General features: G+C 49.7%; 18 protein-coding genes. 1 reads left to right on the forward strand and 17 read right to left on the reverse strand.

Annotation, left to right across the window (positions count from 1 at the left end; all coding sequences use genetic code 11):
* From C558_RS0113095 to C558_RS0113170, 15 genes are all read right to left on the reverse strand, one after another.
* Complete coding sequence (locus C558_RS0113095; RefSeq protein WP_018756735.1) at positions 1–975, reverse strand: PhoH family protein; 975 nt, start codon at positions 973–975, stop codon at positions 1–3.
* A 14-nt stretch (positions 976–989) separates the two neighbouring features.
* Positions 990–2171, reverse strand: coding sequence for a sporulation protein YqfD (gene yqfD, locus C558_RS0113100; RefSeq protein ID WP_018756736.1), 1182 nt, complete (start codon positions 2169–2171; stop codon positions 990–992).
* The gene (yqfC, locus tag C558_RS0113105) at positions 2168–2461 is read right to left on the reverse strand and encodes a sporulation protein YqfC (protein WP_018756737.1); all 294 of its coding nucleotides are present in this window, start codon (positions 2459–2461) and stop codon (positions 2168–2170) included. The genes yqfD and yqfC overlap by 4 nt, the downstream gene beginning before the upstream one ends.
* A gap of 608 nt (positions 2462–3069) precedes the next feature.
* Positions 3070–3564: a hypothetical protein gene (locus C558_RS30965; RefSeq protein WP_018756739.1), complete on the reverse strand. Its 495-nt coding sequence runs from the start codon at positions 3562–3564 to the stop codon at positions 3070–3072.
* A gap of 3 nt (positions 3565–3567) precedes the next feature.
* On the reverse strand, positions 3568–4566 hold the full coding sequence (floA, locus tag C558_RS0113120) for a flotillin-like protein FloA (protein WP_018756740.1): 999 nt from the start codon (positions 4564–4566) through the stop codon (positions 3568–3570).
* Positions 4567–4592: 26 nt separating this feature from the next.
* Complete coding sequence (locus tag C558_RS0113125) at positions 4593–5960, reverse strand: NfeD family protein (protein ID WP_018756741.1); 1368 nt, start codon at positions 5958–5960, stop codon at positions 4593–4595.
* 197 nt (positions 5961–6157) lie between these two features.
* Positions 6158–6601 (reverse strand): GatB/YqeY domain-containing protein, encoded by a 444-nt coding sequence (locus C558_RS0113130; RefSeq protein ID WP_018756742.1) that lies wholly within the window; start codon positions 6599–6601, stop codon positions 6158–6160.
* A gap of 16 nt (positions 6602–6617) precedes the next feature.
* Positions 6618–6791, reverse strand: coding sequence for a 30S ribosomal protein S21 (gene rpsU / locus C558_RS0113135; RefSeq protein ID WP_005547957.1), 174 nt, complete (start codon positions 6789–6791; stop codon positions 6618–6620).
* Positions 6792–6917: 126 nt separating this feature from the next.
* A complete protein-coding gene (locus C558_RS0113140; RefSeq protein ID WP_018756743.1) occupies positions 6918–7268 on the reverse strand; it encodes a histidine triad nucleotide-binding protein in 351 nt (116 codons plus the stop codon).
* A gap of 271 nt (positions 7269–7539) precedes the next feature.
* The gene (locus C558_RS0113145) at positions 7540–11007 is read right to left on the reverse strand and encodes an AAA family ATPase (protein ID WP_018756744.1); all 3468 of its coding nucleotides are present in this window, start codon (positions 11005–11007) and stop codon (positions 7540–7542) included.
* Positions 11004–12194: an exonuclease SbcCD subunit D gene (locus C558_RS0113150; protein WP_018756745.1), complete on the reverse strand. Its 1191-nt coding sequence runs from the start codon at positions 12192–12194 to the stop codon at positions 11004–11006. The genes C558_RS0113145 and C558_RS0113150 overlap by 4 nt, the downstream gene beginning before the upstream one ends.
* A gap of 99 nt (positions 12195–12293) precedes the next feature.
* Positions 12294–16496 carry a helicase-exonuclease AddAB subunit AddA gene (addA, locus tag C558_RS0113155; protein ID WP_018756746.1) on the reverse strand — a complete coding sequence of 1401 codons (4203 nt, stop codon included), beginning with the start codon at positions 16494–16496 and terminating at the stop codon, positions 12294–12296.
* Positions 16480–20031 (reverse strand): helicase-exonuclease AddAB subunit AddB, encoded by a 3552-nt coding sequence (gene addB, locus C558_RS0113160; RefSeq protein WP_018756747.1) that lies wholly within the window; start codon positions 20029–20031, stop codon positions 16480–16482. The genes addA and addB overlap by 17 nt, the downstream gene beginning before the upstream one ends.
* Positions 20032–20144: 113 nt before the next feature.
* A complete protein-coding gene (locus C558_RS0113165) occupies positions 20145–20966 on the reverse strand; it encodes an SPL family radical SAM protein (protein WP_026263897.1) in 822 nt (273 codons plus the stop codon).
* Between the two features lie 29 nt (positions 20967–20995).
* Positions 20996–22360, reverse strand: a complete 1365-nt coding sequence (locus C558_RS0113170) for a class I SAM-dependent rRNA methyltransferase (protein ID WP_018756749.1) — start codon at positions 22358–22360, stop codon at positions 20996–20998.
* Positions 22361–22467: 107 nt separating this feature from the next.
* Between C558_RS0113170 and C558_RS0113175 the strand changes: the two genes are divergently transcribed.
* A complete protein-coding gene (locus C558_RS0113175) occupies positions 22468–23442 on the forward strand; it encodes a Na/Pi cotransporter family protein (protein ID WP_018756750.1) in 975 nt (324 codons plus the stop codon).
* Positions 23443–23453: 11 nt separating this feature from the next.
* On the opposite strand, the gene deoC is transcribed toward C558_RS0113175, so the two are convergent.
* Both deoC and C558_RS0113185 read right to left on the reverse strand, forming a co-directional pair.
* Positions 23454–24137: a deoxyribose-phosphate aldolase gene (deoC, locus tag C558_RS0113180; RefSeq protein ID WP_018756751.1), complete on the reverse strand. Its 684-nt coding sequence runs from the start codon at positions 24135–24137 to the stop codon at positions 23454–23456.
* Positions 24134–24577: an NUDIX hydrolase gene (locus C558_RS0113185; protein WP_018756752.1), complete on the reverse strand. Its 444-nt coding sequence runs from the start codon at positions 24575–24577 to the stop codon at positions 24134–24136. The genes deoC and C558_RS0113185 overlap by 4 nt, the downstream gene beginning before the upstream one ends.
* Positions 24578–25029 lie beyond the last annotated feature (452 nt).

Below are 25029 nucleotides of genomic sequence, written 5' to 3' on the forward strand. Positions count from 1 at the left end.
CTATTCATGTTTTTCGGAATCCTTCTGATATGCGACGATAATTTTCTGTACTAAGGAATGACGAACAACATCTTGCTCCGCAAAATGTACAAATCCGATTTCTTCGATATCCCGAAGTATTGTAGCCGCTTCGATGAGTCCCGATTTTTTGCCCCGCGGCAAATCAATTTGTGTGACATCACCCGTGATTACCATCTTCGAGCCAAACCCGAGCCGCGTCAAGAACATTTTCATCTGTTCTGGCGTCGTGTTCTGAGCCTCGTCCAAAATAATAAAAGAATCATCCAATGTCCGTCCACGCATATAGGCGAGCGGTGCAATTTCAATCAATCCGCGTTCCAGTGCCTTCGCCGTCTGTTCAGGTCCCATGACATCGTACAACGCATCATAGAGCGGACGCAAGTAAGGATCTACCTTCTCTTGCAAGTCACCCGGCAGAAACCCTAAATTCTCGCCTGCTTCGACCGCCGGACGCGTAAGCACGATACGTTTAACGGATCCTTCCTTAAGGGCAGCAACCGCGAGCACGACAGCGAGATAAGTCTTCCCTGTACCTGCAGGACCAACGCCGAAGACTACATCTCTCTTCTTAATGGTCGTCACATAATGCTTCTGTCCGATCGTCTTCACGCGAATTGGCTTCCCGCGGAATGTCGTCATGATCTCACCTTTGTACAAATCAAGCAATTGATCGGCACGCATATCCTTCGCAAGATCACAGGCATAGAGCACGTCACGATCCGTTAAGATATAGCCATTACGAACCAGTTGCAACAAGACCTGAAAAAGCTGCTCTAAGGAATCCACCTCGCGGCGTCCCCCACTGATGACAATTTCTGCTTCACGAGAACCAATTTGAGCATCAATCTGCCCTTCAATAATTTTCAAGAATTTATCCTGCGGACCAAATAACGACAGCCCTTCAGAAGGATTATGTAACGGTATTTTCACGGTGTATAAGTGTTGTTCAGGCAATAATCCCAGTCTCCTTATTGATGGATAATCGGTAATTCCTCCGCAATCCACTGCTCCACTTCAAAATGTATGTTCAAATAAACTTTACCATTCTTGACCTCTTGATGCAAAATATTTTCGTCTCGGATTTTTGCGTCTGGCCCATTTTTGACAAGTGCGTCAGATTTTGCATGTTCCATGGCGATTTTTCTGGCCTCATCTTCCGTAATGTGGCGTTCGATATAATGAACCTCCATCAATTTCTCCGTCATCCACCCAACAGGCAGTTTATAGGGACCGATTTGAGCATCGCTACGTTCTGTGATTGTCTCGTATTTATCATAAGGAACTTTTCCATATCCGCTTACTTGCAGGGCCCGATTCCCCGTAATGATATAATTCCGTTCTTCAAATGCCCCTGTATACGTACGTTCCTTCTGCAGCAGAGGTACAGAGACTTGATATTCATGCCAGACGAGTCCTTTGACCTTGCCTTTCGCGACAACGGCTTGCGGATTCTGATCCGACCCAATAATACCTGATATAAGAATAGACCCTTTTTTGACTCGTGAGTTTTTCCGCACTTTCGCTCGGCCTTGTTCTGTGAAGATCTCCGTAACGACCGCATCTGCCTTCGCAACCAAATGCCTTGGATTCATGAGCTGCTTCGCTTCCGGCTTGGTGGATTCAGCCACATTGATCGTAATATTCGCACCGCGTTTCTCCACACCAACCCAAGAGACACCTGGGAGCCGATGCGTGAGCTGCCTAGAGAGCTCTTCTTGACTTTTCAACCGGAAAGACCATTGGAACACATAAATCCCTTCAGCACGAGCTGCTTTGAGGATGTCATCTTCTGCAATATTCATATTCCCTTGAACATCAACTTTCCAGACTAGTGAAGATAACAAGTACAATCCGACGAAAAATAGAAAAAAGCCTGTAATAAACGCTTTACGTCGACCCATTTTCTGCAATGCAAAAGGCAGACCATACCGCGCTTCCACATGGACACGACAGCTTGTCTGCCGTAAAAGTGGACGAATGCGAAAAAAATCTGCAAGCATTATCTTCATGCGCATACCCTGTCCTGCCATATAACGCATGTCCCAAATCTCGACATTCTTACCCGCAGCGAGATTGACGAACTGCTCGCACCGCTCACCGCGAATCATAATTTTGACGTATCCCCGAATAAATGAAGTAGGTCCGTTCAATTAGATCCCTCCGTTCGCATATATTGAATCTTCGATATTTTCCCTTCAACGATCACTTCATCAGGCCAGATCGCTCGGATCACAAGGTCACTTCCTGTCAATTCAAGCTCTCCGATGCTAATCGATAGGTTCAGTCGTTCATTCGAAAAATGAAGCACACCACGATGATTTTCAATATGCACCTGAGCATTCCCAATCATCGTCACCCGAGGCAGGTCAAACAAGACGTCTTGTGGTAGATCCAATAATTCGGCGGTCATCTTTCGAATTTTGCGAGCAAAACGACGCATCCTTGGTGTGCCCCCCTTGCGTTTATTGCATTGTGATGCAGCTCCATAATTCACAAGCCATCCATGAATATGATGTACTTTACAAAATATGCAAGGGGCGAGGCATTTATGAGGGAAGCGCAAAAAACCGTTCTCTGTGAGAACGGTTGGGCTTGGAAGCGCGAAGCCAGATAAAATACGGGTGGGTTGAGGGGTATCACTTTCCGGCCGATTCTTGTCCGCCATTTCCTTTGATTAGACTGGTGGTTGCAAATGGCTCCCAAAGATCGGACGCATGCTCCTCCAAATGATACCCCTCTTCCCTGTTTATTTTATCTGGCTGGGCTTACATGCAGCACTCAACCGCCCTCAAGGAGAACGGTTTGGTGTTTAGGAAGAGGGTAGGAGTATAGCCAGATAAAATACGGTGGGTTGAGGGGTATCACTTTCCGGCCGATTCTTGTCCGCCATTTCCTTTGATTAGACTGGTGGTGCAAATGGCTTCCAAAGATCGGTCGCAAGCTCCTCCAAGTGATACCCCTCTTCCCTGTTTATTTTATCTGGCAACCAAATAAAATACACCCCACCGCTCAATGAGAACGATGGGGTGTATAAGTGACGGCACATTACTACCGTCTACCATATGGGCGTTTGGCACGCGGAGGGCCTAAAATTTCGGCCCACACGAGGCCTTTAACTAGTTCCTCACGAGATACACTTGGCTCGATTGCATCAGCCTTGTGAAGGGCATAGGAGGGCTCTGAAACATACTGCATCGGAGCCCTCTCAGTCCGAACCATTTGATTGGGTCTCGCAGGCTCGACCTGCACCGCTACGGGAGCACTAAACGGAGAGACAGATGGATGCGCCATAGGGGCAGGCGTATGGGTCTCAACCTCTTCGTAGATATGACGCGATGGCTCATCACGCCGCTCAGCCTCACTCGTCTGTGACGGCGCATCCGGGTTGCCGAATGGTTTATCTCCGCCGAAGGAAGGCATCCGGTTCTTCCCCGATTTAGCATTCGAGATGATCTTGCCCACAATACCAATCAGAATGACCGCAAGGATTGGAGAATGCACGAAAAATTGAACGATCTTCTCAATCATTTCGGATATATTCATAGGCTATTTTCCGTCTTTCATGTCGCCCGTGCCCGGCTCACCGGATTTTCCGATTGTTCCGCGCATTTGCGTATCGGCTTCGATATTTTTCAAGTTCATGTAATCCATTACGCCTAAATGTCCGGTGCGAAGGGCATCAGCAAGTGCAAGCGGCACCTGGGACTCGGATTCCACAACGCGTGCTCTCATCTCAACGACAAGCGCCTTCATCTCTTGCTCCTGCGCAACCGCCATCGCACGACGTTCTTCCGCCTTCGCTTGTGCAATGCGTTTATCCGCTTCAGCTTGCTCCGTCTGCAAGTGCGCACCGATGTTCTTGCCTACATCAACGTCCGCAATATCAATGGACAAGATTTCGAATGCTGTACCAGCATCCAGACCTTTACCCAATACGGTACGGGAGATCATATCCGGATTCTCAAGAACGTCCTTATGTGATCCACTAGAACCTACGGTAGTAACAATACCTTCACCAACACGAGCAATGATCGTCTCTTCACCCGCACCACCGACAAGGCGATCAAGGTTCGTACGAACCGTAACTCGAGCTTTTACTTTCACTTCAATACCGTCTTTCGCCACGGCTGCAACGGTCGGCGTCTCAATAACGCGAGGGTTAACGCTCATTTGCACAGCTTGCAATACATCACGACCAGCCAAGTCAATCGCAGCTGCACGCTCGAACTCTAGTGGAATATTCGCACGTTGCGCTGCAATTAGCGCGTTAACGACACGATCAACATTACCCCCAGCTAGATAGTGACTTTCCAATTGATTAATGTTAAGTCCAAGACCCGCTTTCGTTGCCTTAATTAACGGATTTACGATTCGGCTCGGAGTAACCCGGCGCAACCGCATCGCGACGAGTGTAATGATCCCGACGCGCACACCTGATGCGAGTGCCGAAATCCACAACATAATCGGGAAGAAACTTAAGAACACAGAGAGTACAATAATAACAACAACAGCAATTAACAAGAAACTAACCAATGTCGGATCCATTTAAAGCGTTACCTCCAGAAAAAAATTTATTTGTCTAACTCACGAACAATGATTCGTGTACCATCGATTCGTGTAACAACCACTTTACGATTCGCATCTATAAAGCTACCGTCCGTGACAACATCCACTCGTTCTTCCCCAATCTGGACCGCGCCAGACGGACGAAGAGGCGTTAGACTTACACCCTCACGATGCAGCAAATCCGATTTGGACGTCGAAGAGACGTAACCTTCCTCGGTCGTTAATCGATCTTTCAATATGAACCGATTCCAAATCCCTCGATGCTTGAAGATTCTTGCTACAATAATGACAACGATCACGGCTGCAACAAATGCAATACCAAGCGATACGAGTGCACTGGATGTGTCGAATGCAGCCATCACGACGCTTGCAATCAGTGAACCTGAACCCAGTATACCCAATATTCCAAAGCTTGGTACGAATAACTCTAGAACAAGCAAAATGATCCCTAATACGAACAAGACAAGCGACTCTTGTTCCGCAAATCCAGCCACATAGTTACCGAAGAAATAGAGACCAAAACCAAGAAGCCCCACGATCCCAGGAATACCAAAGCCAGGAACGATAAGCTCGATAGCCACCCCTGCGATCCCAAGGAATAACAGCAGCGTAGAGACGACAGGACTTGTGATCCATCCAGCCAACTTCTCCATCCACGACTGCTCCACTTGAACAAGCTGATAATCCGATATGCCAGCGAATTGAACCGCTTCATCCATTGATTTTACAATACGGTCCGCATAACCAACCGCGAGTGCATCTTGCGCAGATAACGAGATAATCTCACCTTGTTTTTTCACACGTGAAATGGCCTTCATCTCAACAACAATATTCTTATCAACCATCCCCGCGGCAATATCTGCATTTCGCTTATTCGCTTGAGCAGCTGCAACCATCACACTAGACCACGCTGCCGTATACTTCGGGTTATCAACCGATCTGCCTAATGAATCGACAATTGACGCAGCGCCAATCATACTGCCGTCAGCCATTACAATCTGGTCTGCACAGAGCGAAATGTAACTTCCAGCTGAAGCCGCTTCACCCTTTACATAAGCAAGCGTCGGGATTTTCGATTCCAATATCAACTTTCCAATCTCCATCGCATTCCCTAGAATACCACCTGGTGTATTGACCTCCAGGACGATGAGAGAAGCTTGCGCTTCTTCCGCCTTTTCAAAAGATCGTTCCAAAAACCGCTGCAGTCCCGACTCAATCTCATGTGCAACAGGTATAACATAGACGAGCTTTTTACCTGCTGCCGCTGCTTGAGCTTTGTCTGGGATCCCCCCCAACACTGCGCCCGAAATGCCCGCAATCAACATCACTGTAAGTAATCCAAAAGATATAAAACGTTTCCAAAAATGACGCAATACGTTTCCTCCTTTCTCTGTCAAATATCGTCAAAGTGCGATACTAGTAATACGTCCATGAAAATTTTTCGTTTCAAGAAAATAAATACCAACCCTAAAACCCGCATGGTATCAGGGATTTTGCTCATATAAAAAAGACTGCCGACAACATTGTTGCCGGCAGTCTAAAACATTCCATATTCATGGAGTGTTTATCTTTATTGCAGAAACTGTGAAACCGCTTGGTTCACTATTTTACCGTCAGCGCGCCCTTTTACCTTAGGCATTAGAGCACTCATCACCTTACCCATATCGGCTTTAGAAGAAGCACCGGTTTCCTGGATGGTCTGCTGTACAATCACTTTAATTTCTTCTTCAGTAAGCTGGACAGGAAGGTACTGACCAATTATTTCTATTTCTGCTTTTAAGTTGACGGCGAGGTCATCACGACCTGCCTTAATAAATTCTTGGAGGGAATCTTTTCGCTGTTTGATTTCACGACTTAGAATTTCAAGCACTTCATCGTCATTCAAAGTTCTTTTCAAATCTATTTCAAGATTCTTAATCGCCGAGCGAACCATTCGAATGGTGGAGAGTTTGAACTTGTCTTGACTTTTCATCGCTTGTTTCATATCTTCGTTCAATCGTTCGCTTAAATTCATTGGTAGTTAGATCCTCCTAAAACTTTCTCTTACGAGCAGCCTCGGACTTTTTCTTGCGCTTAACACTTGGCTTTTCATAGTGCTTACGTTTCTTCACTTCAGCCAATACACCATCCTTAGCAATGGAGCGCTTAAAGCGACGAAGTGCAGCATCAATTGTTTCGTTTTTGCGAACTTTAGTTTCAGACACCAGTTTTCCCTCCCTCCGACCAGACCGTCCAAGACGGATAACACGGTTCATCAAATTTCATTATATGTGAAAAGGAAATATGGTGTCAACTATGACTCCATTTCCTTTTTCTACTGAGCCCAAAAATTAATCTCTTGTCCCTACAAGGGCGCCTAATTTCTCTCCCCCGAGCAGATGGTAATGAATATGGAAGACCACTTGGCCGCTGTCTGGACCACAATTGTTAATCAAGCGGTATCCGGATTCTGCGATTCCTAAATCTTTGGCGATCTGTTGTGCCGTCTGATGAATTTCACCGATCAATGGAAGATCTTCCGTTGCCACATCATTCATCGTCGCAATATGTTTTTTCGGAATGATTAACACGTGCTGAGCAGCTGAGGGCTGTATATCGTAAAACGCAACAATGCTGTCGTTCTCGAAAACTTTCTTCGAAGGAATCGTTCCCTCAACAATTTTACAAAAAATGCAATCCATCTAGGCTACCCCCATGCATAGTATCAGTTCAGTAAATTTTATAATACCATCATACAGAAAAAATGGCCCAGAGTCCAATACACATGAAAAAAAAGAGCACATGTTAGAGATATACGCCGAGAATCTGGCTGACGATTCAAGGTTGCTTCCTTCCGTGGTAAGGATCAGCGTATATTTCTAACAAGTGCTCATCAAGATGTCGGTTAATTGTATTATAACAGCGGGGTCGATTATACTCTGTGAAGTGTATCACAGAGTATAACAGTTTTCTCTATATCGATTCTAAGGCAATGACGGAACCTTCGCCAGACTGCTGAGCCGGTGTAATGACCAGTTTTCTTGGAAGTCTCGCTCTTAGCTCTGGGACATGACTGATTATCCCTACTGTCAAGCGATCCATATGAAGCTTCTCCAATGCCGTAATAACTGTATCCAACAACTCCGGATCAAGCGTACCAAAGCCTTCGTCCAAGAAGAAGAATTGTAATGGATACTTCCCTTGCAGTTGAATCTGTGCCGATAACGCGAGCGCCAGGGCGAGTGATGTCAAGAACGTCTCTCCCCCCGATAGTGTCGAGACAGGGCGCCGAACGCCCCCGTTCGCATCATCGCGAATGACGAATCCCCCAGTGGAGTCCACTTCTAATGCGTATCGCTGCTTGGTCAAGAAACGTAACCGCTCAGATGCGGATCGGCTTACTTGCATCAACTGCTCTTCCGCAATAAATTCGACGAAGGCATTCCCGCGGAATACCGTCTGCAACTGCGACAAGCGTTCGAACAACTCCTGTTTGGCGCCTCGCTGCTGTTCTAATACAGTCCAACGTTCTGCTTTGCGCGTCAGTTCTTCGAGATCACGTTCTGCTTTGGCCTTCGCCCGAACCGCCTCTTCATCCTGTGCAAGCTGCTGCTGTAAGGATTGATTCGATTGCTCCCAAGCCTCTTCCGTCACCCGCTCACCTTGCAGCATTTCTTCCAGTCGTTGAATCTGGGATGCAAGTCTATGCTGAAGCTGTCGATGTGCAGTAATCGTCTCCTGATGACTCACGATCTGATCCGACGTCAGTATAGCTTGTCGAACATCCTCTGCCATCGCGAAAATTGATTCCGACCTTTGCTCGTCCCAAATCCGTTCCGCCTGTGCTGCGCGTTCTTCGGCAGACAATGCAGACTGCTTCGCATGTAAGGCTTCCTCCGATAAGGCATTGAGCAGATCAAGCACATGATCTCTGGCTGATTTCGCGGATTGTGTGTCTACACGAAGCGTAGACAACTTGGCTTCTGCCTCTTGAATCAATGCTTCAACCGTCCGATCTCCTGCATCAAGACCAAGAAGCTGAAGAAGTCTGGCCTCTTTTTCGTGGAATAGATGCATCTTTCCTTCAAGTTGAGCGGCAATCAGGACTGCGTCTTTTTCAAGAACTGTAAGCTCCTGACCTCTCTCTAATAGCTGCGCATTCATCTCTTCGATAAAAGGAACACTGCGTTCGAGTCGACCTTGAATATCTTGCAGCTGTTCATCCTTGTTCTTCAGCTCTAGCAGGATGTCGTCCATGGATTCCCGGACAATAGAAGCCGGAATATGAGTCTTCCACTGTTCTAGCAACACTGCCCGCTCATGCGTAATGGATTGAACCATCCGCTGCTGGCTTTGATGGAGCTGCTCCAACGCTTGACGATCCGCCCGAAGTTGTGAGGACTGCCGCTGAAGATCTGCAATACGAGCGCGATGCTTCTTCCCCTGTTGTTCTAATTGTTCTACCTCTGAGCGATGCCTACTCTGATCTATACGAAGGCCTGCAATAGCTGCCTGAATTTCCTCCCATGTTGTAAACGAGAACGGCGAAGCTGCAATTGCTACGGAATGATCTTGATGTTCCTGCACGGCCACAGCCGCTTCTTGCTGCCACGGAATATCAACACCCTCGATTTCAAGGGTTGTCGGAAGGGCAATCAATCTGGACATGAGCTGTAAATTTATCGCTTTTAACTCATGTAGTTCTAAGACGTATGGCTCTATCGCAGTGATCTGTTCTTGAATATCTGAAGGATTACTGTCTCGTAATTCCTTACCCATCACACCTTGCGAATGATGCGGGTGCGTCGTTGAACCACAAACCGGACAAGGCTCACCTTGGACCAATTGTTCCGCCAGTTTTGCGGACAATCTCTCGATTTCCTGCTCCCGCTCGACACGCCGCACTCGTGCGATCTCATCTGCCAGAGCGTTTTGAAGTGCTGTGTGCTTCTCCTCTTCGCGACGCAAGTACCCGTTAAGTGAATGAATTCGGTCCATCGTCTGAAGATTCTCAGAATAAATCTCCCGCTCTAAGGCTTCATGGGCTTGATAAGCAAGATCGGCTTGCTTCATTCGCTCAGAAATGGTACCAAGCTCCGATGCCGCACCCTGTAATTGACGTTCTAGCGCTTCGATCGATTGATGAAGACGATCCGCTCTTTGGACTTGTTCACGCCATTCTGGGCGTGTTTCATTTGCTTTCTGCGCTTCATTGAGCTCTGCTTGACGTTTGAGCGCCTTTTCCCTCTGTTGACTTAATTTGGCGATCTGTTCAATTACTACTGCCTGTTGTTCTACACTTTGCGTGCTTCGCTTCGTGAGCTCCGTTGTCTCGAGGTTCAACTGCTTGCATTCTTGCTCGAGCGAGCGTGCTTGTTCCAAATGATCGAGGCGAAGCAGCAGCTTTGGCTCCAAATCAGATAGCTTCTGTTGTTTTTCATCAAATACAGCAGCAGCTCGTTCGGCAGCTTCACGTGCACTTTGCTCCTTGTGAGTAACCGTCGCTAATACAGCCTTACGTTCCGTCAATTGAAGAGCTGACTGCTCATATTCATTTAGAAAAGGAAGCAACCGTCTAGCCGCGTCCACACGTGTCAACACCTGCTCCAACCCGGCGATTTGTTGCTCCTGTGTTGTCAATTCAGCTTGCTTCAGCAATAGCCCCGATAATTCTATGCCCTGATCTCGCGTTGCCTTCATACGTTCCACCACAGCCTCAAGGGCTTTACGTTTCGCACGTTGTTCCTCTGCAAATGTTCTTGCACTCTCGAGCGTCTCCGAGGCTTGTCTTACCGTGTCTTCGGAGGCATCACCCAGCCCCTGCTGCTCTGCTGCGACTTCTTTGAGACGTACATCGGTCTCCTTCAGTCGACGACTTAACTGAATCATCAACTCGTCGCCGTATTTCTCCAAATGGAACAGACGTTGAAGCATCTGCCGACGTTCGCTCCCCTTTAGCGAGAGGAACTCGGCGAATTTCCCTTGCGGAAGTACAACGGCTCGTGTGAAATCGGTGATCGTAAGACCGATAATTTCTTCTACGCAACGTGTCACATCGGCCAGTTTATCGGCGAGGACAACTTCACCTTCATCAGTAATTTCAATGAAACGGCTAACCGTGTTGCTAATCGAAATCTCATTCATCCGTTTAAACCGGCGTTCCACGCGGTAACGCTTCGGTCCAGTTGCAGAGAGCAATTCGAAGGTGAACGATACTGCAAGCTGATTCTCGTTCAGGTTCATAATACCCTGCGTCCCATTGGCTGCGCGTTCGACTTTCCCATACATCGCGAGCGTAATCGCATCAAGTACCGTCGATTTTCCGCTGCCCGTTGGGCCGAAGATCCCGAACAACCCCGTCTCACAGAGCGCGTTAAAATCAATCTCCTGCGCTTCGCGATAGCTCTGAAGTCCGGCTAATTTCAAATGGATTGGCTTCATGCCGTCTCCCCTCCATTCTCTACCGGATGCGAGTGATGAATAAGCTCTAAGAACAATTGCACTAGCTCCGAGTTCGGCTCCGCGCCTCCTGTCTGCCGCTCATAGAAGCGACGGAACAATTCATCGATTGGCATCTCCGATCTGTTCGACAAGAGCAGATCTGAAGACTCCATCTCCGGATAAATGGGACGAATATTCACAATGCCCTCATGAGCCTTACGAAGGTGTTGAATTTGCTCCATCGTCATCGCTTCCGTCAGACGGATTTCGAGATCGATCCATGCCCGAGCATCTCGTCCTTCATCCAGCCAACGGTAGACCTCCTCCATGCCGCCTCGGGCTTGCCATCTGACAAGCGGCCGACCGCTGCTCAAGAATATTTCTTGCGGCGAGGCCGCTTGTCCCGGTGCGATATCCAATATCGTTATTGACTTCGCTTGTCCAGCTTCCGAGAAGCTATAGGCCAGCGGTGATCCACTATATCGGATCACGCCATCCCCCTTCACCGTCTGCGGGCGGTGAAGATGACCAAGCGCCGTGTACTGGGCGCCAATTGCAAGAGCGGCGGTGTCTACCGTGTAGGCACCGCCCACCTGAATCGGACGTTCCGAGTCCGATTCCACGCCCCCCAGCACGTAAATGTGGCTCATCGCCACATTGACCGTGTCCTTGGCGAACTGCTGCGCTTGCTGGCGCAGCAGACGCCCGACGCGCGCGCTGTACGCGCTGCGGATGCCGGATTCGTCGGCATCCTCCCCCGTCAGGAGCTCGGCCAGCCGAGCTTCTGACGGGTAGGGCAGCGCGGCTACGACCGCGCGCTCGCCCGTGCGCGGCGCCGCGAAGCGCATCACATCGCCGGTCGGAAGACCGGCGATCGTGATGCCTGCTCGCGCGACGAGCGGGCTTGATGCCGCGAGCCGCTCGGGCTGATCGTGATTGCCCGCGATGACGGCAATCGGTCTGCTTCCCCCCGCGGATAAGCGCGCCATCGCTTCATAGAAGAGCTGCTCAGCACCCGCAGGTGGATTGACGGAGTCATAGATATCTCCCGCAAGCAGAATCAGATCGATCTGCTGCTCCTCCGTGATCTGTACCAATTCATCCACGAATGCCGCCTGCTCTTCTAAGCGACTTCGGCCTTCGAGCGTTCGGCCAAAATGCCAATCCGCCGTATGCAGTATACGCATCCTGTGTTCCCCCTCTTCCATCCTTCTCCCAATGCCATCATCAAACTGTATCAGTAACAGCTAAAAATCTATAAACTATAAATCTATAAATCTACAAATCTACAAATGCACAACATGACAGCCATCAAAGAAATACAACACTTTCTCGTCAACAGGGCGTCTCCAGATCCGCTCAATCGCCGTAGCATAGAGCTCCAATTGGAACCGGTAACGGTCCGACACTTCCTTCAAGCTGTCTTCCCCTGGCGCAACGCGGTCCGTCTTATAATCGAGCAGCACCAAGGTACCATCCGCACGTTCATACAGACAATCGATAACCCCTTGAATCAGAACCGTCTCCCCATCGAGCGACGTTGGATCTGTTGTCATATCTCCCAGCAACCCCGTATCTGCGTGCATTGCAGCTTCATCTTGCATCTTGCGCAGATGAGGAATCGCCTCAACCGCTGGCAGGCCGAAGCTGTATGGTACTTCTCGCTTCACCCACTTGGCAGCCTTTAACTGCGCTCCCGTCTCACTCGAATAAAAGGCCGCTACACTTGCAGCATCAACGGCCTTCCGTTGTTCTTCTGAGATCAAGCGAGTATCGACCATTCGCTGCAGCAAAGCGCTCACCGCTTCTGCATCGATGTCTAGCTCCGGCGTGATCGGAACATGCTGCATTACCAAGTGATAGACTGTTCCGCGCTCCGTAGGCGTCAGCTTCTTCTTCTCCATGAACTTCGGACGGCGGAGATGCAGCGACAAGATCGATTCATCGCCAGAAGGCTGCCTCATTTCTAATTGTCCCTCATCTATAGCATCGTGCTCCAGCACCTCTGGGAACAGTTCCATCGCAGGGTCCTCTTCCTGCATCTGAAGCATTCGCTTCATTTCAGTCACGGTCGTCTTCGCAGCAACACCGCTTGCCACAAGGTGCGGGTAACGCCATTCAAGCCTTTCGGAAATCAGACTGCCTGCAGCATGATCTGTCTGTGACTCTGCATGCACATTCACAATCATGCTCTCTTCTGATATGGTCTGCGGTTGTTGCACGGACTCCGGATCATCATCAATCGGCTCATCAAACCACAATTCGAGCTGCCCATCATCCATCCCCGCGGCAGCTGCTTCTTCATGCACATATTCGTCAGAGACCGCCACCTGCATCCCCGCGACCTGTCCGTGCGCCATCTGCATCACGAGGTTCAGCTTCGCCATGTAAGCTTCATCCTGATCTACGGTTTCAAGGCCTACTGCTGCCCACTGCTGTACTTCCTCGGCTGGAACGACAGAGATGTACCACTTCGACGGATCATCCGACAGACAATCACCTGCACGATTTGGCAGACCGCCTAAGCGACGAAGTTCAGAGCCATCGCGATGCCGCATCAGTGACGGCGCAATCCAATCCAAATAACTGCGGCCTCGTGCCAACATATAATCCGGCAATAGTAAATCTGGTTGATCTACCGCTTGTCCCCAAGTCTGCAGCTGTTTCTCGACATTGCGGACTGAGCCAATGAGATAGAGCTTCTCTTTCGGTCTCGTCAATGCGACATACAATACCCGCATCTCTTCCGCGAGCAATTCCATCTTGATCTGCCGCTTGATGGCGAGACTAGGAAGCGTCGGATAGGCCACACGCAGGTCCTGATCCACAAAACGCGGTCCAAAGCCAAGCTGCTTGTGCATCAAGAATGAAGCACTCAAATCCTGTTGATTAAACATTTTGGATAACCCTGCAACGAACACAACAGGGAACTCGAGTCCTTTACTCTTATGAATGGTCATGATTCGAACGACGTCCTCTTGCTCACCAAGTGCCCTTGCTGTACCGAGATCCCCGCCATTATCCTGCATTCGTTCAATGAACCGTAGAAAGCGGAACAATCCGCGTAAAGAAGTCGATTCATATTGACGTGCCCGATCATATAAGGCTCGTAAATTCGCTTGACGCTGTGTGCCACCTGGCAGACCGCCAACCCAATCGTAATAACCCGTCTCGCGATAAATTCGCCACAGCAGTTCGGACAACGATCCCTGCCGCGCTTCATCCCGCCAATGGGCAAGTCGTGCCATGAAGCGCTGCAGCTTCGTAAGCAATCCTTCATCCACGATCGGACTCGTCCCCTCGGCCTCTTCCTCCGCCGTTAACTTCATCATCGCATCATAGAACGACAACCCTTTGCCATGCAGACGAATTTGCGCCAGCTCTTCCGCCGTCAGATTCACAACGGGAGAACGAAGAACACCCGCGAGGGGAATATCCTGTACCGGATTGTCAATGACCTTCAATAAGGAGATCATCACTTCGACTTCCGTCGCCTCAAAATACCCTGTATTCAATTCCGCATATGCCGGAATCCCTTCCATTCTAAGCTGCTCAATCATAAGCGGCGCCCATTGCTGCGTCGCGCGAAGCAGAATAACCATGTCGCGATACGTAACGCTGCGCATCCCCTTCAAATGCTTGTCATAGACTTGGAACGGCGTACCGTATTCGCCCATCAACTGGCGGATTTGCGTCGCGATCAGCCGCGCCTCAAGCTGAGCCGTCATGAGCTCTTCTGCATCCATCTGCGCAGCTCGGCGCATCGATGCTCCGCCCTCATCGGCCCCATCTGACGCCTCTGCATCCGCTGCATCATCATCGAGCGGTTCCACGCCTTGCGCGCCCGCTCCGCTTCCGCGATCAATTAGCCACAGCTCAGCTGGATATTCCTGTCCGAATGCCTCTTCACCCACAGGATATTTCGCACCACATACAAGTTCTGCTCGTTCGTCATAGTCGATCTCTGCGACCGATGCATTCATAATTTGACGAAAAATCGTATTCACCGCATCCACAATCTCCTGGCGACTGCGGAAATTCCGTGCAAGATCGATACGAAGTCCCTGCCCCGTACTAATGGAAGGGTAGGATTTATATTTGTTCAAGAATAATCCCGGTTCCGCAAGACGGAATCGATAGATACTCTGCTTCACGTCACCAACCATGAACCGGTTACCCGCTCCAGGCCGAGAAATCAAGGAGACAATCGCTTCTTGTACCATATTCGTATCCTGGTATTCATCGAGCAGCACTTCCTCGAATTGCGTCTGATACTCCATCGCCGCACCTGAAGGGTATGTTTCTTCTAGCGTAGAAGCTGGATGACGTAGAATTTGCAAGCAATAATGCTCCAAATCCGAGAAATCCACGAGCCCCTTCGCACGTTTCGCCTGCTCATATTTCTCACCGAAATCCAGTACGAACGCCGCTAGTGTTCGCATCAACGGCGCAAGCGTCTGCATCTCTCCTAAGAAGAGCTCCGGCGGCCGACGGAATAATTCTTCCTGCATAGCCGTCAGTATTTTCTTCACATGGTCCCGAAGACCTTTCACTTGATCCTGAAGCTCCTTATTATAATGATCCCCGCGACAAGCCTTCAGCTTCCCGAATGCAATCGCCGCAAAATGCTCATAGAGCGTCTCCCAAGGCGCTTCCTCTGCCGTTTCGCGAAGCGACAACACCATACTCATGTCTTCCATCAACGTGTCCCGATAAGGCTCAGGCCCCCCTGGCTGTTCAATGAGCATCATAGCCTGCCGAATAATACCTACAACACCGTTCAACTGTAACCGCACATCCGCTACAACGCTCTGCGCCCAAGCACTCTGACCGAGCATCGCCACATCCTCGACGGCGAACGCATCTGCCATCGTATAGAGCCATTCGCGAGGCCATGGATGACTTCGAGAGAAATCATACAGCGACTGTACTAACCGTACCATCGCCTCATCACTGCGCTCTCCGCTGAACCAATCCACGAGCTTGCGGAAATCGCTATCCTCGGCATCATTCGCATAATGCGCTTCGAATAGATCTTCCAGCACTTCCTGACGGATGAAATCCGCCTCGGTCTCATTTGCAATCCGAAAAGCCGGATCAAGCGGAATCAATTGGAAATATCGTTGAATGACTTCCAAGCAAAAGGAGTGCAGTGTCGTAATGGAGGCACGATTCATAAGTGCAAGTTGACGCCGCAGATGCTCTGAATCCGGATTTTTATCGAGTTCCTTCTCTAGCGCCTCCCGAATTCGCTCGCGCATTTCCGCCGCCGCTGCCTTCGTAAAGGTCGCAACAAGCAGCTGATCGACATTAAGCGGCTCTTCTTCCGAAGCAATCTTCCGAATAATCCGTTCGACCAATACCGCGGTCTTCCCTGATCCTGCAGCCGCAGCGACAAGGATATTCTCACCGCCCCGCACAATGGCACTCCATTGATCATCGGTCCACTGACTGCCTTCCGGCTTGGGAACGTTATTTAACATCGTCATCGCTAGCGTCTCCTTTCATCTCAAGCAAATTCCATACATCATTCTTCTTCGGCTTCGCAAGCTTCTTGAAGTGATTCCCTTCGACTAACTCATCGAATTGACAGACCGGCTTGTAAGAGCAGTGGTCGCATGCCGTCGTCTGTGCTATTTTATAAGGCTCAATCGCTACGTCACCGTTCGTAATATCCGTTCCAATGCTGCGAATTGTAGATCGTACCGCCGTCCGTAATGTATCCCATTGATCCATCGTCGCAACCGACGCGTTACTGTAGAAGCCACCGTCCGCTTTTACAGCAACAGGAAGCACTTGGGAATAGCCCTTATCGAGCGAGGCATCCATCAAGGACACCGCTTCCCGATCCGCGAGCACGAGCCCCTTCATCTTGAACCGTTTGAGTGTCTGTTCATGCGCTTGGTCACGCGTTAGTCCGTTCGAAGCCTGAAGCAATGGATTGTGTACGTGAAAATATAACGTCCCTGCCGGCATAGCCTTCTCGCCGAGCCATACTTCCGCATTCGTGAGCAGCACGTCCAGATACGTGAGCATTTGGAGGGACAAGCCATAATACACTTCGTGCAGCTTCAGATCCGTCTGACTAGACTTATAGTCAATGACGCGCAGCATCACACCCTTGTCGCCTTCCGCTTTATCCACGCGGTCGATCCGTCCGACGATCTCCATCGTACAACCATTATCCAGCGTAAACTGCAAGGATGGGAGCGGCTTGTCCGGCCCGAAATCAAGCTCGAGTCCAATCGGCTCGAACGACCCTCTCCTTGCATGTTCACCCAAAATCGCTGCAGCACGACCTACGATCTCTTTTAATTTGCGTGCTATATATCCGAACCGCTTGGAACTTAGCAGAATTTCACCTTGTAGACGCGGCGTCAGCGCATCCACGATTTTCTCTGCTTCAAATCGGCATTCTTCCGGCGTTAGATCACCCCATTGGCGATTCTCTTCCTTAAATTGCACGGCCATCTGACTTAATGCGGCATGGAATAACTGCCCGATATCCGGCGCTTCCAGTCGGAACAACTGCCGTTCCTTGAGCTTAAGTCCATGCGATGCGAAATGGGCGAAAGGACATGAGACATACTTCTCCATTCGCGATACGCTCGATTTCAGATGGGTCCCATACAACTTCCGGCTTGTCTCCGCTCCGAGGGAAGCAACATCATTGCGATAGAATAGCGATTGCAGCAGCATTTGCAGCTTCGGCTGCCATGCCTCTTGATTCGCGAACCAATCGAACACTTGCCACCAGAAATCCGCAATATCAAGTCCGCGACGCCACTGACGAAGCTGAACAATGAGATAGGACAATGTCCGTTCCGGATGTGCAATATAACGCAGCTGTTCTTCCGTTGGTTGTAGCGGATGCGGTTCTCCTGTTAGTAAGCGCTCCTGAATCCCCGGAAAAATCGTACGTAAATGCCGCATCAATTCCGATGGGAGCAGCGTTCTGCCTTCATCATCCGCAAGTGGATAGCTCACCCATAGATGTTCACTAGGCGTCGTCAATGCTTGATAGATAATAAATCGCTCATCCAGCAATTTACGACGAATCCCTGGCGCGAGCCGAAGCCCGATCTCTTCTAGGCGTTCCCGCTCTTGTTCCGTTAAGACTCCGTCTTCAATGGCACGTGCTGGAATAACACCGTCATTCACCCCTAGCATGAAGCAATATTTGATCTGGCCTGACCGTGTTCGATCCATGCTTCCGATCAATACCTGATCCAGTGCCGCTGGAACGAGGGCGAGCTTCATGCTCTCGAGTCCCGTCTCGACAACCCCTGCGAACAATTCGATGTTCAGTTCCTCATCGCCCATCATTTCCACGATCTGATCCAACAAGTCGATCACATTGCCCCATAACTGGCGATGTTCCTTGGCCCGTTGCGGCTGCCCCGCGATCACTTGCTCGTGACTCATCCGATCCAGCCGATCCGCAGCCTCTACGCGAACAAGCAAGCTGTATACCGCTTCACACATGCCGCGTACGTTACGCGCATTTTTCAATGCCTTCTCAAACGCATGTAATGGCTGCACAATTCGCTCACGGCATCGTTCGAGCACGTCATCATGGCCCATCTCGAGCTCTAAGTTCGCAGCACTAGCATCTTCGTTCGGATCCAGTGAGACCGCATGCATTCTCCGCCACGGTCGTCCATCTGTCCAACGCGAGCCTTGAATTCCCGTTGCAAGGACATAATTTTCGAGCACATCCATCTCATGCCGTCCGATTTCTCCATCTGCTGGCAGGAGGAAATCCGTCTTAATACACCGAAACACCGCGTCATAACGCCAATGGTACGATACGATTTCAAGGGATGACCGAATAAATTCAACAAGCGGATGATGGAGCACTTTTCTTTTCTGATCGAGGAAATAGGGGATCTCATGATCTGTAAAAATGGTTGTTACCAGTTCCTCATAATCCGCAATATTGCGCACCATAATCGCCATCTCGCGCCAGCGGACTTTACGTTCCCTGGACAGTCGCAGCATCTCGCGTACGACACCTTCAACCTCTGCCCGACGATTCACGGCACCGTAGAGTGTGATTCCACATGACGGATGATCCGGCTGTACGATCGTTTTATCTGCCATACGCATCGGACTGCGACGGTCATAAGCACGTTCTAGGTGGGAGAGCATCGGACTTCTCCGATATCGCGGAAGCGGTGAATCCTCCAAGACGATTGTAGGCTCTACAGGAACGTTTAACTGCTCCGCAAGTGCGCGAATTTGCATATACGTCGTCGCAGCAGGATGGAACAATTCCAGCTCATGAGGAGGTATCCCCTCGTCATACGGCTTATCTACACAACAGGTAATTGTCACTTGTGCCGCATGCTGAACTAATTGTTCAAGCACCTGATACTCTTGCGGCGTAAACCCGTGAAAACCATCAATCCAAATCTCCGTATTAACAATCGTTGCCGACTGTGGCAATCCTTCTGCAAGCAGCGCAAGGTAGTGCTCCGAATCCACATAATGATTCGCGAGTGTATGTTCAAATTCCCGATAGATCATCGTAATGTCATGCAGCTTGTCCTGCACGAGCGTCTGATTGCCCATATGCTGCGCAGCAAATTGCGCATGCTCTTCGAGCTGCGTTACATCGAGACAATACCGTTTAAATTCGTTATAGAGTTCATTTAATTTATCGACAAAACCGAGCTGATCGGCCGATTTCCCGAACAAACGCAGCTCTTTTTGATGCCTGTGGATTATTTTATAGAGCAGCATCTTCTTACCTTCATCATTAATGGGAAGAAGGGCTGTCCCCCCGATTTCTTGCATCACCCGAAAGGCGAGACGACGGAAGCTGAGTACTTGTCCGCGAATCATCCCCTGTACATCGGGTGAGTTCACGAGCGCATGCTCGACTTGAAACGTTCCTTGTTCTGGCACCAAGATCATAAGCGGCGCACCGTCTGGCTGCAGCCGCAACTTTTCCTTGACCTGGTTAAGTATGAAATGCGTCTTGCCGCTCCCCGAGCGACCGATCACAAATTGAATAGACATGCAGCTCCCCCTTAGTTACAAACGTCCGTTCTGCTTTATCTATCTATCTTAACATATTTGGACGAACTGTTGTGCTGTGGAAGAAGATGTCGATTGGAGTGGAAAACCGTGGGTTAGAGCGTAGGGGCAAATCCTTGTTCACTGACTAGAATGTGATCTTCATCAAAATAGGGCTTGAGCGTCGCAATTACGCGGAGATAGGCCTCTGGATCGTACCATCCGAGTTGATCCTCGCTATACAGCTTGGAAATCCCTAAGGCTTTGGTCCGCTTTCCTTGATTGCCGTCGCCCATGAAATAATCGTCGACACACACACGATCTGCGGCCTTGGACAACCATGCACCAAACGCCTCCGAGCTCGGCAGCACAGGTGCCACTGTCGCTTGCGTCGGTAATCCTGCTTCGGTTAACTGATGCAGTGCACGGTAACGAGCCGCTATCGGTGGTGCTGATGGGGTAAACTGCTTGCGTACCGCTTCTAAATCCGTCTCTATCGTCACGCTAATGCGAATGCGATCCTGCAGTTGTAGGAAGAGATCCATGTCGCGTGTTACAAGCGGACTGCGCGTTTGAATAAACAGAAAATCCGGCTTTTCCTCCGTCATCACCTCGAGCAGTGAACGTGTGATCCGCGCCTCATATTCTACGGGTTGATAAGGATCTGTACTCGAAGACATAAAGATGGTTACCGGACCTTTCTTCTTCGCACGAATCAATTCTTTACGGAGTAGCTCTGCCGCGCCCTGCTTCATATCCACCCAAGTCCCCCAAGGTTGACTTCGGAAAATAGATACAGGCAATTTGCGTACATAGCAATAAGAGCAAGCGAAGGCGCAACCCGTGTATGGGTTCAGGGAGTGTGAATATCCTTTCAAAAAACCGCCCGTCGCCGTGAGAATACTTTTCGGATGTGTGGCTTTGATATCGAGCTGCACCAACGCTCCCCCTCCTATCGATCAATTGATTACTTACTGCGCACTTCGAACACGGCGAATTTCAAATAATGACCTTCCTGTACGCCTAGAATCTGCGGATGATCTTTACCCGCTGCACGCCATTCCACAAGTCTGAGGATTTTGCCTGCATCCTTCGCCGCTTCTTGAATCGTCTCCAAGAACAAATCTGGCCGCATATGGAACGAACAGCTCGCCGTCACCAAGTACCCGCCTTCGTTCACCAATTTCATCCCATGTAAGTTAATGTCTTTATATCCACGGCAGGCACCTGCAACTGCGCTCCTCGTCTTCGCAAAGGCTGGCGGATCCAGAATCACAACGTCCCATGTCCGTCCCGTCTGCGCATTCAGCTTAACGGAAGTATCCACCTTCGTATCTTGCTGTGACCGTACCGTACGTTCTTCTGCCCCTTTAACCTGTGAACGCAAGTAGTCAAATGCATCCGCGACGACAAACTCGACACGGTCTGTAAAACCATTCAGATCTACGTTTTTCCTCGCACTCTCAATGGCATGTTCCGAGATGTCTAGACAGGTTACTTTTTTCGCGCCGTATTTACAGGCATTTAGCGTGAAGCTGCCCGTATGCGAGAAGCATTCCAGGACTGTCGCGCCGTCCCAATATGGGAATGTAACGACTTTGCCATTCGCATTCACTGGTTTCCGTTCAATAACGCCATCTAATTCAACATCTTGCAGTTGAATCCCGCTGCGTCGGCCCCAACCTTTCATAAGCGGCTCAATGGAAGCACGGTTCTCACGTTGATCGAAGAAATATCCCGTCTTCTGCCCATGCTCAATATCTACCTCGATGAGCAGATCATTTTCACGAACCAGTACATGTCTTGGACATTCGCCATATAACAGCCCCGTGGTCTGCTCCAAGCCTTCCAATTCACGAATCGGCACATCGCTGCGCTCATAGATGCCTTGCGGCTGCATCACTTCGACCAAGGCTGAGACAATCGCTTCGCGATGCACATCCATCCCTAGCGTTAGAATCTGCACGACAAGTACGTCTGCAAATCGATCCACGATCAAGCCCGGCAAGAAATCGGCTTCCCCATAGACAAGACGATAGGCATTCGCTTCGCCAAGGAAACGTTCCCGATGCGCTAGACATTGTGTGAATTGCTTCACGAAAAACGCATGGTCCATCGCTTCCAAGGGCTGATAGGACACCACACGCACGGTGATCGTCGATGCTGGGTTATAATAGCCAACTGCGAGGAACTTGCCTTTTTCGCTGACAACTTGTACGAGATCGCCTGGCTTCGGTTCCCCCTCCACCCGATCAATTTCATTATTAAAAATCCAAGGATGACCTTGTTCTACTCTTTTCTTGCGATTCTTCTGTAATATGACTGATGCCATTCGTTTGTTTTCTCCTCTCCCAGACAAAGAACTTGTCATGGTCGTCCTATTCTGTTCATACCTTTATAGAGTGGGTTATTCCTATCCTTCTTTAAAGGAGTATTCTTATGTTCATATCGATTATTTTTCCGCTCTGTTACGGGTTTGCCTTGTTCCTCTTCGGCATGAAGCTGATGGAACTGGCGCTTCATCTCTGGGCTGGGCCTTATCTCACCAAAGCCATCGCCGTCTCGACCAAAACGCCGCTTCGCGGCTTATTATTTAGCACAGGTGTAACCGCACTCCTGCAGAGCAGTACAGCGATTACCGTCATTACAATTGGTCTTGTGAATGCCGGACTCTTGCCATTTGCAAGTTCACTCGGCATCATTCTCGGCAGCAATATTGGAACTTGTCTAACGACCGAACTTATCGGTCTCAATCTGAACCAATACGCGCTACCGCTTCTGCTCGTCTCTCTTGGTATATGGGCTTTAGCTGTAACAATAGCCGAATACAAACCACGTGCTCTTGATTCGATTGCATCCTGGATCCGAACCGCACAATACTTGTCCCTCGCCGTGGCCGGATTCTCCCTCATTCTCATCGGCATTGAGGAGATGAAATCGATCGCGCCTGCCTTACAAGCACGTGGACTATTCAACTGGTTCCTTGAACAGTCGGCGCAAAGTTTACTATGGGGACTTGCTGCAGGCGCCTGCATCACAGCCTTGATTCATAGCAGCGCAGCCATGATCGGATTAACGATGGGGCTCGCTACGATGAATGCCATTCCTGTAGAGCTCGGCATCGCCATCGTCATCGGTTCCAACATTGGGACCTGTGTAACAGCCCTTATCGCATCGCTTGGGGGCAGTCGATCTGGTCGGAACGTCGCTTGGACACATGTGGTATTAAATGTTGGCGGTGCGATTCTCTTCTACCCTTTTCTCGCACAGCTTCATACCGTATCGAGTTGGATGACGCCTGACCCAGCGGCTCAAATTGCACACGCCCAGACCATTTTCAATGTCGTGAGCTCGGTTGTCGCCCTCCCGCTATGCTACTTGCCCGTATGGCGTCGCATGCGAACAGAATTTTAATCGCAGGGTGTTTAGTAGCTTCCACCTTCAGCAGGCTTGTCCCCCATGACAATCTGTATTCCTGCACTCGCGCCAATCCGCGTTGCTCCGGCTTCAATCATACGCAACGCGGTTTCTTGGTCCCGAACGCCCCCAGACGCCTTCACGCCAATATGCGGTGATACATGCGCGCGCATTAAGCGAATATCTTCAACTGTAGCACCGCCCTTGCCAAAACCTGTCGAGGTCTTCACAAAATGTGCTCCAGCCTGCTCCGAGCATCTGCAAGCAGATATTTTCTCATCATCGGTTAGCATGCCTGTCTCGAAAATCACTTTGACAATCGCTTTGCCTTGCACCATACGAACGACGTGGGCAATATCCTCTTGAACGGCATCGAGCTTGCCAGCTTTGAGCAGACCAATCTGCAAGACCATATCAATCTCAGTTGCGCCGTCTTCCACCGCTTTCGCTGCTTCAAAAGCCTTCACGATACTCGAGTTCGCGCCAAGCGGGAATCCGACAACCGCTGCGATATGAACGTTCGATCCTTCGAGCAATTCACGGCATTTCGCAACCCATCGGCCATTGACACAAACGCTATAAAATTGATATTTCTTCGCTTCTTCACACAGCTGGATGATCTCTGTCTCATTGGCATCAGATTTTAATAGCGTATGATCGATATATTGCGCTAATTGTTCCGCATTTGTCATGAGAAATCCACCTCTGCCTGTATGTACTCCAACGCTTTTCGCAAAATGCTATCGTTATTATCGTATCCTTGCTGTTTCTGTTGTAACCATGCCTCTTGCGGGGCGAACCAGGATACGCCGTTGATCTCTTCGACTTGCGCTTGAAGATCACCCTCTAACGCCTCCACAACATAGTAATGTACGATTTTCTCCGTCTCCCCATGAACAGAGTGTGTATACGTATAGGAAATTTGATCGATAGGCGCCACAATACGCCCGATCATGCCTGTCTCTTCTTGGATTTCTCGTAGAGCCGTCTCTTCCACCGTCTCACCTGGCTCCATCTTACCCTTAGCCAGCGAAATCTTGCCGAACCGATCTCGAATTAATTGAATTTCTAATCCTTCGGGGCTTTTGCGGTAGACGACACCGCCTGCGCTAATCTCTTGCATCTCAATCATCCTTTCTAGTTTCTTTAAAATAAACTTTGGCCTCCCCCTAAATCCCCCTCCAGTGGAGGGGGACCCCAAGGGCTACGCCCTCTGGACTCCCAAAAGGGGCGAAGGAGGTACTACTATATGTATCTACATCCTTTTAACGAATGAGCGCTTTCGTCCCATACCTATTTGACTCTGCGGGCAAACAGGTACGGGACACGCTGTACTGTACACGGACCTTGCTACTAATATTCTTCTTTGTTGATGCGGACCGTGAAGCCGCTATTTAGGCCAAAACACGTGATTCACGCGATAATACGGACACTGGAGACGCTATTCACAAGATAAACAGGCCAATACAGTTATTTCCTAGGCAATAAGCGCACCTGAGTCCATAAAATGATCATAACTTACCTGTTACGAACAAATAACGGATTCTGTGTCCATCATCGATCTTTATTCTCTGCTCTACTAGT

This window comes from Paenibacillus terrigena DSM 21567 (assembly GCF_000374845.1).
GTDB lineage: Bacteria > Bacillota > Bacilli > Paenibacillales > Paenibacillaceae > Paenibacillus_K > Paenibacillus_K terrigena.